This window comes from Simplicispira hankyongi (assembly GCF_003570885.1).
GTDB lineage: Bacteria > Pseudomonadota > Gammaproteobacteria > Burkholderiales > Burkholderiaceae_C > Simplicispira > Simplicispira hankyongi.
The window spans coordinates 249,420-260,624 of the sequence record NZ_QXJC01000001.1; the positions used below are offsets into that span (position 1 = coordinate 249,420).

12 protein-coding genes and 2 tRNA genes are annotated in these 11,205 nt (G+C 61.0%); 3 read left to right on the forward strand and 11 right to left on the reverse strand.

The window, feature by feature from the left end:
- Nucleotides 1-46 precede the first annotated feature (46 nt).
- Both D3F03_RS01090 and D3F03_RS01095 read left to right on the forward strand, forming a co-directional pair.
- Entirely contained in the window at nt 47-1,585 is a 1,539-nt protein-coding gene (locus D3F03_RS01090; protein ID WP_119107529.1) for a 2-isopropylmalate synthase, read from the forward strand.
- A 122-nt stretch (nt 1,586-1,707) separates the two neighbouring features.
- Nucleotides 1,708-2,790 (forward strand): serine hydrolase, encoded by a 1,083-nt coding sequence (locus D3F03_RS01095; protein WP_425453052.1) that lies wholly within the window; start codon nt 1,708-1,710, stop codon nt 2,788-2,790.
- 61 nt (nt 2,791-2,851) lie between these two features.
- Here D3F03_RS01095 and D3F03_RS01100 read toward each other — a convergent pair whose 3' ends face one another.
- The 10 genes from D3F03_RS01100 to D3F03_RS01145 all read right to left on the reverse strand — a co-directional run bounded on the left by D3F03_RS01100 (nt 2,852) and on the right by D3F03_RS01145 (nt 9,836).
- A complete protein-coding gene (locus D3F03_RS01100; protein WP_119107530.1) occupies nt 2,852-3,646 on the reverse strand; it encodes an IclR family transcriptional regulator in 795 nt (264 codons plus the stop codon).
- A gap of 58 nt (nt 3,647-3,704) precedes the next feature.
- Entirely contained in the window at nt 3,705-4,451 is a 747-nt protein-coding gene (locus D3F03_RS01105; RefSeq protein WP_119107531.1) for an arginyltransferase, read from the reverse strand.
- Nucleotides 4,448-5,197 carry a leucyl/phenylalanyl-tRNA--protein transferase gene (aat, locus tag D3F03_RS01110; RefSeq protein WP_342769290.1) on the reverse strand — a complete coding sequence of 250 codons (750 nt, stop codon included), beginning with the start codon at nt 5,195-5,197 and terminating at the stop codon, nt 4,448-4,450. The genes D3F03_RS01105 and aat overlap by 4 nt, the downstream gene beginning before the upstream one ends.
- A gap of 177 nt (nt 5,198-5,374) precedes the next feature.
- Nucleotides 5,375-6,148, reverse strand: coding sequence for a metal ABC transporter permease (locus tag D3F03_RS01115; protein ID WP_119107533.1), 774 nt, complete (start codon nt 6,146-6,148; stop codon nt 5,375-5,377).
- Nucleotides 6,145-7,059: a metal ABC transporter substrate-binding protein gene (locus D3F03_RS01120; RefSeq protein ID WP_119107534.1), complete on the reverse strand. Its 915-nt coding sequence runs from the start codon at nt 7,057-7,059 to the stop codon at nt 6,145-6,147. Before D3F03_RS01120 ends, D3F03_RS01115 begins: the two co-directional genes overlap by 4 nt.
- 28 nt (nt 7,060-7,087) lie before the next feature.
- The gene (locus tag D3F03_RS01125; RefSeq protein ID WP_245960457.1) at nt 7,088-8,473 is read right to left on the reverse strand and encodes a porin family protein; all 1,386 of its coding nucleotides are present in this window, start codon (nt 8,471-8,473) and stop codon (nt 7,088-7,090) included.
- Nucleotides 8,474-8,548: 75 nt separating this feature from the next.
- Entirely contained in the window at nt 8,549-8,863 is a 315-nt protein-coding gene (locus D3F03_RS01130) for a DUF2946 family protein (protein ID WP_158606120.1), read from the reverse strand.
- A gap of 285 nt (nt 8,864-9,148) precedes the next feature.
- Nucleotides 9,149-9,224 (reverse strand) — tRNA-Asn (locus D3F03_RS01135).
- A gap of 54 nt (nt 9,225-9,278) precedes the next feature.
- Nucleotides 9,279-9,354: transfer RNA gene (locus tag D3F03_RS01140), tRNA-Asn, on the reverse strand.
- A 47-nt stretch (nt 9,355-9,401) separates the two neighbouring features.
- On the reverse strand, nt 9,402-9,836 hold the full coding sequence (locus D3F03_RS01145; RefSeq protein WP_119107536.1) for a YbaN family protein: 435 nt from the start codon (nt 9,834-9,836) through the stop codon (nt 9,402-9,404).
- Between the two features lie 71 nt (nt 9,837-9,907).
- On the opposite strand from D3F03_RS01145, the gene def reads away from it, so the two are divergent.
- Complete coding sequence (def, locus tag D3F03_RS01150; RefSeq protein ID WP_119107537.1) at nt 9,908-10,447, forward strand: peptide deformylase; 540 nt, start codon at nt 9,908-9,910, stop codon at nt 10,445-10,447.
- Between the two features lie 39 nt (nt 10,448-10,486).
- On the opposite strand, the gene D3F03_RS01155 is transcribed toward def, so the two are convergent.
- Nucleotides 10,487-10,936: a universal stress protein gene (locus D3F03_RS01155; RefSeq protein ID WP_119107538.1), complete on the reverse strand. Its 450-nt coding sequence runs from the start codon at nt 10,934-10,936 to the stop codon at nt 10,487-10,489.
- Nucleotides 10,937-11,205: the final 269 nt, after the last annotated feature.

Here is an 11,205-nt window from a genome sequence, read left to right on the forward strand (position 1 = left end):
CACGCCCACCTACAACATTAAGCAACCACCATTTTCGGAGAGCACGATGACAGACAAACTCATCATTTTCGACACCACCTTGCGCGACGGCGAGCAGTCGCCCGGCGCCTCCATGACGCGCGATGAGAAGCTGCGCATCGCACGCCAACTTGAGCGCCTGAAGGTTGATGTCATCGAAGCGGGTTTCGCGGCCAGCTCCAACGGCGACTTCGAAGCCGTCCAACTCATCGCCAACAACATCCAGGATTCGACCATCTGCTCGCTCTCGCGCGCCAACGACCGCGATATCTCGCGCGCTGCCGAAGCCTTGAAAGGCGCCAACCGTGCCCGCATCCACACCTTCATTGCGACGAGCCCGCTGCACATGGAGAAGAAGCTGCGCATGACGCCCGAGCAGGTGCTGGAGCAGGCGACGCAATCCGTGCGCTTTGCCCGCAACCTGTGCGGAGACATCGAATTCAGCCCGGAAGATGGCTACCGCAGCGAGATGGACTTTCTCTGCCGTGTCATTGAGGCGGTGATTCGTGAGGGCGCGACCACTATCAACGTGCCCGATACCGTGGGCTATGCCATCCCTGAGCTGTACGGCAACTTCATCAAAACCCTGCGCGAGCGTGTGCCCAACAGCGACAAGGCTATCTGGTCGGTGCATTGCCACAACGATCTGGGCATGGCAGTGGCCAATTCCCTTGCCGGCGTCAAGATCGGCGGCGCGCGCCAGGTCGAATGCACCATCAACGGTCTGGGCGAGCGTGCCGGCAATTGCTCGCTTGAGGAAGTCGTCATGGCGGTGAAAACGCGCAAGGACTACTTTGGCCTCGAAGTAGGTATCGACACGCGGCATATCTTGGCGGCCAGCCGCATGGTGAGCCAGACCACCGGTTTCGTTGTGCAGCCGAACAAGGCCGTGGTCGGGGCGAACGCTTTTGCGCACGCCAGCGGTATTCACCAAGATGGCGTGCTCAAGGCGCGCGATACCTACGAAATCATGCGCGCCGAGGACGTGGGCTGGAGCGCCAACAAGATCATTCTGGGCAAATTGAGCGGCCGCAACGCTTTCAAACAGCGCCTGCAGGAACTTGGCGTGAGCCTGGAGAGCGAAGCGGATACCAACGCAGCATTTGCCCGCTTCAAGGAACTGGCCGACCGCAAGAGCGAGATCTTCGATGAAGACATCCTGGCGCTGGTGAGCGACGAGAGCGTCTCCAACCACGGGGAAGAGTACGTATTTGTGTCTCTCACTCAGCACAGTGAAACCGGCGAGCGGCCCCATGCAAGCATTGTGTTTACGGCTTCCGGCAAGGAAATCAAGGGCGAGTCGGACGGCAATGGCCCGGTAGATGCCTCGCTCAAAGCCATTGAACAGCATGCGAAAAGTGGGGCCGAAATGGTGCTGTACTCGGTGAATGCCATCAGCGGTTCGACCGAAAGCCAGGGCGAGGTGACGGTGCGCCTGCAGAGCAGCGGCCGTGTGGTCAATGGTGTGGGCGCGGATCCAGACATCGTCGTCGCGTCAGCCAAGGCCTACATCAGTGCACTCAACAAGCTGCACAGCAAGGCAGAAAAAGTCGCTGCCCAGGGCTAGGCGCTCCCGCGCCGTGTTGATTTCAAGCAACTTCTGCAAAACAGCATGCAAGACATTGATCTTGCATGTTTTTTTATGAGTAGCTACACTCCTACACCGTTGTAGGTATTTGGAGACATCCCGTGAATTTTCGCCGCCTGTGTGCCACCTTTTCTCCAATTTGCAGGGGCTTTTTCATTGTCGCGCTGGGCGTGGCCTTGGCGGCGCCCGCGGCCGATGCTGCGCAGCGCAAACACCCAGCAAAAAAATCGGTCGCCACTGCCAAGCGCACAGCCACTGTGGCCAAGGTATCGGTGCGCAAGCATAAGTCTTCTCACGTGGTGCGCACCTCAGCGCATTCTGTGCACAAACCCCGTGTTGCCGCCGCAGTCGTCAATGCACGCCCTTCTTTTGGTGAAATGGCCGGCCTGCACGCGGTGGAGGGTCCGTTGGACCTCAAGTCCAGCGTGGCGCTGGTGATCGACCAAGATACCAAGGAAGTCCTGCTCAGCAAGAACGACCACGCGGTGTTGCCCATTGCCTCACTGACCAAGCTGATGACGGGTTTGATCATCAGCCAGGCGCGGTTGCCGATGGCTGAGCCCATCACCATCACCCAGGACGACGTCGATACCGAAAAGAACAGCCGTTCGCGCCTGGCTGTAGGCACCACCCTCAGCCGCCGCGAAATGCTGCACCTGGCATTGATGTCGAGCGAGAATCGGGCTGCGCATGCGCTCGGTCGCACTTATCCAGGAGGGTTGCCAGCGTTTGTCGCCCTAATGAACGCCAAGGCGCGGCTGCTCGGCATGACCAACACACGCTACGTGGAACCTACGGGTCTCTCAAGCCAGAACCAGTCGAGCGCGCGTGACTTGGCTGCTTTGGTGAATGTTGCCTACGGCGACCCGTTGCTCCGGGAATTCACAACCTCGCCTGGCTATGAGGTGGCTGTCGGCCACCGCATGCTGCAGTACAACAATACCAATCGCCTGGTGAAGAACCCGGAGTGGGACATCGGCCTGCAAAAGACGGGCTATATCACAGAGGCTGGGCGTTGCATGGTCTTGCAGACGCAGATCGCAGGCCGCAAGCTCATTATGGTGTTTCTGGATTCGGCTGGTAAATTGAGCCGCATTGCCGACGCCGAGCGTGTGCGCTCCTGGGTAGAAGCGACCCCGAAGCTTGCCGCCGGTCTCCACCATTTGCAAACAATCAAGGGCTGAGTGCGTGGCGTGTGCCGAGGCAGGCGCTTTCTGGTACGCAGTGGATTTCAAAGGCGGCGGTTTACGCAGGCGATTCGCCTTCTTTCAAGTAGCCCAGAGCCATCGAAATTTCTCGGACTGTAGCTTCCAGCTTGGGAAGCCAGGCATCGTCAAGCCGATCGGCGGGCGCCGAAATTGACAGCCCTGCCACCAGTTTGCCTTGATCATCACGGATGCCAGCTGCCATGCAGCGCACGCCGAGCTCCAGTTCCTCGTTGTCGCGGGCAACGCCAGTTTTGCGCGCCTGGGCCAGCTCACGCTCCAGGTCTGGAAGGCGCGTCAGGCTGTTGCGGGTATTGCCGGCAAGACCCGTGCGGGTCGCATAGGCGCGTACACGGGATGCCTCATCGGCCGCGAGAAACAACTTACCCGTAGAAGTAAGGTGCAGCGGTGCGCGCCCTCCAATGGCACGCACCACCTGCATACCCGAGCGCTCGCTATAGGCGCGCTCCACATAGATAATCTCGTCCCCCTGGCGCAGGCTGAGGTTGACTGGCTGTTGTATGAGGCGATGCAACTCACGCATGGGAACGAGCGCTGCATCGCGCACATTCAGGCGCGTTTTAACCACATTGCCAAGTTCCAGCAGACGCATTCCTAGACGGTAGCTGCCAGCTTCCGGGCGATCGACAAAACGGCCAATAGTCAGATCATTGAGAAGGCGGTGTGCCGTGGAAGGGTGCAGGCCTGTGCGCTCACTAATTTCCTTGAGGGAGACGGTTTCCTCATGGCCTGCGAGTATGTCGATTAGTGCAAACACGCGCTCTAGAACCTGAACACTCGGCTTTGGAGGTGCAGAAAGAGGGCTTTTTTTCATGGCAACGGTATCCACAGTGCGGTGGAATATTTTACCTTGTGAAAAAAAGAAGTGCCGGCTAGGTTCGGATCTCCATGGTTTGCCAATGGCCGTTCACCAGAATTTCGTGGGGAACAAAGCGCGCCTTGTACCGCATTTTTCGGCTTTCCTGGATCCAATAGCCAAGGTAGACGTGCGACAGGCCCAGTGCCCGTGCCTGCTCGATTTGCCAAAGGATGGCGTAGGTTCCCAGATTGCACCCAGGCGCGGGATCGTAGAAGGTGTATACAGCGGAAAGGCCATCGTCGAGTACGTCCAGGATGCAGACCATCACCAGCCGGCCAGGGGTAGCGAGGGTGTCGGCTTCGCGAAACTCCACCAGCCGTGAATTGACGCGGCTTTGCAGCAAAAACTGTGTGTACTGCTCGACGCTGTCGTGGTCCATGCCCCCGCCGCTATGGCGGCCCGTCTGGTAGCGCAGGTACAGTTGGTAGTGTTCCGCGTCGAAGCTTGGCTGAAGCACGCGCGCCTGAAGGTGCTGGTGGCGGGCGCGCGCACGGCGCTGGCTCCGGTCAGGTTTGAATTTCGAGGCAAGCACCCGCAAGGCAATGCAGGCGTGGCAGCCATCGCAATAGGGCCGGTAGGTGAACATGCCGCTGCGCCTGAAGCCCTGTGCGACCAGCGCTGAATAGCTGTCGCTGCGCACCAGGTGGCTTGGGGTGGCCACTTGGGAACGCGCCTCGCGCCCCGGCAGGTAGCTGCACGCATAAGGCGCCGTGGCATAAAACTGCAGCGTCTGGAAGGGAAGTTCGTTGAGTTGCGTCATCCGGATGCGGGCGCAAGGCGAAGGATTTCGTCCCAGTATAGAGGCTTGAATAACCATTCCACAGGCGCTTGCTGGCAAGCCAATGCCACCTGCACTGTGAATTGCGTGCGCGGCACCTCGTGTGCTCCAAGTCGCGCCAGATGGGGCGTATTTTGCTGGCAGTCGATACGTTCAATACCCTGGTGGCGGCACAGCGCCACCAATGCGGCGAGCGCAATCTTGGAGGCGTCTGGTTGCAGGGAAAACATCGATTCACCAAACACTGCGTGCCCAATGGCCACACAGTAAAGGCCACCGATGCGCTGGCCATCGATCCAGGTCTCGATGCTGTGGGCGATGCCGGCCTGGTGCAGTCGGATGTAGGCCTCGATCATGTCCTCACCAATCCAGGTGCCCGCTTGCCCCGCCCGCGGTACCTGCGAACATGCTGTGATGACGCCAGCGAAATCGTGATCGATACGAATCTCGCAGCTCGCATCGGCGCGAAACCTCTGCAGCGTCTGGCGCAGCGACCGGTGCACGCGAAACTGCGCCACCTGGAGCACCATGCGCGGGTCTGGCGACCACCACAGAATGGGCTGGCCCTCGGAGTACCACGGGAAAATTCCCGAGCGGTAGGCCGTGCTGAGGTTCTCAACCGAAAGTGAACCGCCGGCGGCGAGCAAACCTGGCGCGGGGCTCGAAGTGTCCCAGGCGCCAGAGACTGCGGGAAATGGATCGTTGGGGCCTAGCCAGGGAAGTGTCACGGAGCGTATCTATGAATCATGCGGTGCATGCATCGTAGCGGGGATGGTGCCCATCAAAAAAGGAATCGGCGATTGGCAGGCCCCAGGCCCCTTTCGGATTGGCAGGCGGCGTCGCGCAACCCGCTGGGTTCGATCGCATTGGGCGCATTTCAATTGCCAATCAGGTTCATTGACTGCTCATTGCGTTCGCCCGACAGCCGAGCCAAGCACCCTGGATCCAACCAAAGCACATGCCGCCAAAGCCCAGACAATCACCGCGCCAGACGGCAGGTCGAACAATGCAGAAAGCGCTAGCCCGATCGCGTAACCGAGAGCACCTATCCCATACGCAATGCGGTGGCGATTGCGTCCCCGATACGCGCGGGTCGCCAATGCTGGAATGATGAGACTGGAGAACACCAAGTACACCCCAACCAACTGCACTGAGGCAGTCACCGCGAGCGCAAATACCCCGTAGAACCCGAAACGACCAAACCTCTGGACCAGCCCGAGCCACATTGCCAGCAGAAGCAGCGCTGACACGCCCGCAAGCCACACGAGTTGTGTCGTGTTGACCCAGAGGATTTGCCCGACCAGCAGGTCCTTTAAATGTTCGCCGCCGTGCGGGTTGCTCGACAGCATCAGGATGCCGGCGCAGGCAGCGAGGATGAACATCACGCCAATCAGCGCTTCCTGCTGCTCGGGCGCGCGCCGTTCGGTCCACGTGAGCAGCCAAGCACCGAGCAAGGCCGCACATACCGCTGCCACCTGTACTGCGATGCCACCTTCGGGCATGCCCAGTGCGTCGGCGGCGATGACCCCCAGCCCTGCGATCTGTGCGATGGCGAGGTCGATGAAGACGATGCCACGGTCCAGTACCTGGGTGCCTAGAGGGACATGGGTTGCAAGCACCAGCAGACCGGCGATCAGTGCGGGGGCCAGGATGCCCCAGTCGAGTGCGCTCCAGCTCATGGCTTGCCCAGCCCAGCCAGTAGCCGCGTCACGGTATCGTCGAACAGACCGAACAGGTCCTTGGCACCATCCGTGCCGCCCACCGTGAACGGGATTTTCACTACCGGGATGCCAGCGTTCTTGCTCAGCCATTCGGAGGGCCGCGGGTCCTGGTACGCGGAGTACAGCACCATGCGCGCAGGAGTTGCCTTCAAGGTGGAGAGCACTTCTTGCAGATGTGACGCCGTGGGTTCAACCCCCGGCTTGGGTTCCAGCACGGCGACTTCCTTCAGACCCAGCCAGTCGTACAGGTACACAAAGGCCTTGTGCTGGGAAACCACCGGGACGCCCCTGAGCGGCGCGGCACGTGTTGACCAGCGCGCCATCGCTTGTTGCCAGCGCTGACTGAAGTCGGCCTGCGCCTTCGCGTATTGGCCAGCGTTCGCCGCGTCGACCTGCTGCAAACGGGCCGTGAGGGCAACTGCCACTTGAGCGATGTTGCGCGGGTCCGTCTGGATATGCGGGTTGCCGGCAGCGTGTACGTCCCCTTGCGAGCGGTCCAGCTGTGTCGGTATTTCGAGCTTGCGAACGTAGTCAGCGGCAGCGAAGTTGCCCGGTTGACCAGGTTGTATCTTGGCATTGCCCGACTGTTGCAACAGAACAGGAAGCCAGCCAATTTCCAGTTCTGCGCCGGTGCACACGACAAGATCGGCATTGCGCGCACGGGCGATCAGACTGGGCTTGGCCTGTATCTGATGCGGGTCTTGCCGTGCGTTGGTGGCGACCGATACGTCGACCAAGCTGCCGCCGAGTTCCTGGGCCAGTGCACCCCATTCGGGCTCGCAGGCGAAGATGCGCAGCGCGGCTTGCGCGGGCGTAGCCAGCAGCACAAGAGGTGCGGCAAGGAGAGCGAGAAAAGTATGTCGATTCATGATGCAGGGTTCCTGGTAATGATGGGCTTCAGTAGCTGTGTGCACCGTGTGCGCCCAGGCTCATCTGGTACTGGAGGAAGATTTGGTTGTCGGGACGCCCTTCGCGTGAGCGGTCCTGTGCGAACTGCAGGCGAACACGCGAGAACTCGCTCGGGTTGTAGTCGAGCATCAAGGAGTTCTTGCGCGGCTGATAGCCACTGCCCATCAACGACAGGGCATTGATGCCATAGTCCGGCGTGCCCGGGTTCAATCGCTCGGTGCGCAATCCAATGCGCCAGTTGGGCATGAACTGGTAGACACCCTGCACGTACCAGCCGGACTGAACGGCGCGGTACGCGCCCGTACTGTTGGAATTGCCCACGTCGTACACGAGACTTCCATCGCGCGTGCTGCGCAGGTATTCGCCTTGCAGTTTGAAGTTGGTGTGCGAGGCATTGCCGTCAGGCGCCCATTTCCAGACCCCATCAACGACCCAGACCCGGGTGCTGCCGCTGAACGCGTTGTTGACCAGGCTTCCGGCGGCGCTGGTTGCATTCAGCGCCTGGTCGGTGGCCTTTGCGTTGAGCACCGACAGACCGGCGCGCCAGTTGTGGCTGTCACCGATATCGCCCCCCGTATGTGCGCTCAGTGCCGTCATGCCCGCGCCATTTCGCCCCGTGTCGCTGCCTGGAAAGCTGCGCCCACGACCCAGCTCGGCACTGATTTCGATGTAACGGTCAGTGGGAGCCAGCCAGCTCAGTTGTACCCCATCGTCACCATATTGAGTGCCGAGCAGGGCCTGGTACGCCAGTGGGTTGTCGGTGAAATCCCAAGTATGCGAATGCTGCGGGTTGAGGTAGCCAATACCTGAGAAGAACCGGCCGGCCTTCAGGGACACGCCATTGCCAAGCGATGTGGTCTGAACGTACGCCTCCTCGACCGAGACCGTGTTGTCCGCATGCAGGGAAATGTTCGCTGCACCGTGCAGCCACGGATCGACGTTTGCAGAAAACCCAAGCTCGGATTCGGCCAAGCTGAGCCCCCGCGTGCCCGGACCGACCTCAGCGTCCGCGGGCAACTGAAAACCGGTGATCGCGTAGCTTGCCGGATCCAGCGAGGTGCGGGTGTAGAGGCCAGACAGGATCAGTGACATCGACGGATTGAAGGAGTTTGCACCGCCACCCGAGGTCGCCGGCACTGTCGCAGCGACGGATGCCGGGGGCTGCGCCACGGCAGCCTCTGGCTTGGGCGCTTGGGATGTGGCTCCCTCGGCCACCTTCAGCCGTTGTTCCAGTGCCTGAAGCCTTGCTTCATAGGCTGCGCGCATGGCCTCGATCTCCTGTCGAAGCGCGCTGATATCGGAGGGTGTGTCGGCCATGGCGCCCAATGGCGCGGCCAAGGCGAGCGCGATGCTCGCCAGAAAAGTCTTGTTCACGGGTTCTTGCTCCAGCAATGGCTATGAAAGACGCACCGCCACGCGGGGCGCGGCTCGGGCGTCACGATTCAAAGATCAGTGCAGGGCAAGTGGTGGGGCGCGGCTCTCGTAAGCCGGGAAGAAGGGGAAACCCCAGGCACTGCTGGGCTTGGCTTTCGGCACCTCATAGAGGGCTGTCGAATGGAATAGGGCCGGAGGTTCGGCAGGGGGCGCACCGCCGATCAGTGCAGCAGCGGTCAGGCAGATACCGCAGTGCGCATGAGAAAGCGCCAACTTGCCGCCGAGTTCGCGGGTTTCTTTCGCCTCTTCCGCGAGCCCGTGGGTGTACACGTGCATCGTCGCGGCCACCTGAGCTGCCGGCAATAGCAGCAACAGCCACAACCACCACATGCAGCGGCGGCGGGAGGCAGTATGAGCACGCAGGTTTGACATCTGGAATCAGATGATCTTAGCAGTGCTCGCCGACAGCAGCAGGTTCTTGACCGGCTGGCGACCGCCACTGGTGGAGTAAGTGTGAGAGGTATCCGATTTGGCCGCACGTCGACCGGCCGTATCACCGCAATTGGAAGCATCCTTGCAATTCGGTGATTACAAATTGGGCGGCCAATCAATTGTCCGGCCGGCAAGAAAAAAGCACTTGGCGCCGAAACGCCAAGTGCTTGATTCATTTTTTTTTGGCTCCTCGACCTGGGCTCGAACCAGGGACCTACGGATTAACAGTCCGGCGCTCTACCAACTGAGCTATCGAGGAAAAATCGGCATGAAAAAGCCCCGCTTGCACACGCAGGGCTCAATAAAAAAATTCTGGCTCCTCGACCTGGGCTCGAACCAGGGACCTACGGATTAACAGTCCGGCGCTCTACCAACTGAGCTATCGAGGAACAAGCCTCAGATTATATACAGGAATTGGGTGCGGTCCGGGTAGTTTTCACTGCGGCGGCGGAGGTTCTGGTCGGTACCACAGCCAGATCAGCACCACAGCCATGTTGCTGCTCGCTACGATGGGGATCCAAAGTTTTTGCACGGTCAGGAACAGCACCACCGCGCACAGTGCCATGACAAAGCTGGCGTGCCACTTGGCCCGACGGCTTACCCAGCCGCCGCGCGACCAGTCACGCAACATGGGGCCGAAAAGGCGGTGGTACCAGAGCCACTCGTGCAGGCGCGGGGAACTGCGCGCCGCGGCCCACGCTGCCATGAGGATGAACACCGTCGTGGGCAGGCCCGGCAAGAAAATGCCAATGACACCCAGCGCCAGGCACAGCACGGCAAACCCATGCAGCAGCCAGCGCGCGGCCCGCGGCACCGGCGGCATGCTTGGTGGTGGTGGAATACCGGGGGCAGGTGGCGGATCGTCGTTCATGCGGGAGTGTGCAGTGCGTCGCGGTATTCTCGCCAATCGGCACAGCCCTATTGGCAAGACAGGAAGAGGACATGGCGATTCAGAAAATTCTCAAGATGGGCGACCCACGGCTGCTGCGGGTCTCACGGCCCGTGCAGGGCTGGGGAACGCCCCAATTGCATGCCCTCGTCCAGAACATGCAGGACACCATGCGCTCGGCAAGTGGCGCCGGCATTGCGGCACCGCAGATCGGTGTGGATCTGCAAGTCGTCATTTTTGGCTCGTATGAGGCCAATCCGCGCTATCCCGATCGTGAGCGGATTCCGCCAACGGTGCTCCTCAACCCTGTCGTGACGCCGCTTGGCAGCGAAGAGGAAGACGACTGGGAAGGGTGTTTGTCGGTGCCGGGTCTGCGCGGGCGCGTGCCGCGCTGGCAGTGCGTGCGCTACCAGGGATTCGACCTGGAGGGCGCGCCCATCGATCGCACGGTGCAGGGGTTCCATGCACGCGTGGTACAGCACGAATGCGACCATCTGGTGGGCGTGCTGTACCCGATGCGCATGCGCGATTTGGCGCAATTGGGCTTCACCGAGGTGCTGTTTCCTGGGCTGGCATTGGACGCAGAGGATTGATACATCCTGGCCTGTTCCGCCCGCCGCCAAGCCAGGCTTTCAGCCCCGGTTGCTGCGCCAGACCAACACCGGTATCTTGCTGTGCGTGAGCACTTTCTGCGTTTCGCTGCCGATCAGCATGGCCTCGATGCCGCGCCGGCCGTGCGAGGCCATGACGATCAGATCGCAATCGCGGTCGCGTGCCGCGCGCAGGATGGCTTCGTGCGGCTGGTCGCTGGCCACCATGACCGTATCGCAAACCACGCCCTGGGCTTGCGCGGCCTCCTTGACGAAGTCGAGTGCCGCATTGGCTTCGGCGCGGGCCTGGCGCTCGAAATTGGCCCGTGTGTCGGTGGGCAAGCCCGGGTGCTGCGTCATATGCCGTAGCTCGGGCATGGCATGAAAACCGGTGATCTTGGCGCCAGCCGCCTTGGCAAAGCGCACGGCTTCGATGGCGGTGCTGCGCGAGAGGGAAGAGCCGTCTGTGGGGACGAGCAGGTGCTGGAACATGCGAGAAAGTCCTTGTTGCTTCATTTCTAGATCAAACGTGCACGTTGTCGGTTTCGCTTGCCGTACGTCTGTACCGTCTGCGCTTCACCTTCGCGTTCACGTTTGATGCAGAAATCGAGTTGGCCATGCGTCCCTGGCGCAGCTTGCCGCAGCGGTGGCGCGGCGCTGCAGAGTTCACAAGACAAGATGGGCTGGCCAAAGGCGGGTTGGGCACCACTGCCTGTGGGCGATGGTAGCCCCAGTTTCCCAACAGGAGCTGACGCTTAATA

What these genes read in the sequence shown, in the direction of transcription:
- D3F03_RS01155 (WP_119107538.1), bottom strand. Translation starts at nt 10,936, where the DNA reads ATGTTCCAGCACCTGCTCGTCCCCACAGACGGCTCTTCCCTCTCGCGC.
- def (WP_119107537.1), top strand. Translation starts at nt 9,908, where the DNA reads ATGGCGATTCAGAAAATTCTCAAGATGGGCGACCCACGGCTGCTGCGG.
- D3F03_RS01105 (WP_119107531.1), bottom strand. Translation starts at nt 4,451, where the DNA reads ATGACGCAACTCAACGAACTTCCCTTCCAGACGCTGCAGTTTTATGCC.
- D3F03_RS01090 (WP_119107529.1), top strand. Translation starts at nt 47, where the DNA reads ATGACAGACAAACTCATCATTTTCGACACCACCTTGCGCGACGGCGAG.
- D3F03_RS01100 (WP_119107530.1), bottom strand. Translation starts at nt 3,646, where the DNA reads ATGAAAAAAAGCCCTCTTTCTGCACCTCCAAAGCCGAGTGTTCAGGTT.
- D3F03_RS01145 (WP_119107536.1), bottom strand. Translation starts at nt 9,836, where the DNA reads ATGAACGACGATCCGCCACCTGCCCCCGGTATTCCACCACCACCAAGC.
- D3F03_RS01130 (WP_158606120.1), bottom strand. Translation starts at nt 8,863, where the DNA reads ATGTGGTGGTTGTGGCTGTTGCTGCTATTGCCGGCAGCTCAGGTGGCC.
- D3F03_RS01115 (WP_119107533.1), bottom strand. Translation starts at nt 6,148, where the DNA reads ATGAGCTGGAGCGCACTCGACTGGGGCATCCTGGCCCCCGCACTGATC.
- D3F03_RS01120 (WP_119107534.1), bottom strand. Translation starts at nt 7,059, where the DNA reads ATGAATCGACATACTTTTCTCGCTCTCCTTGCCGCACCTCTTGTGCTG.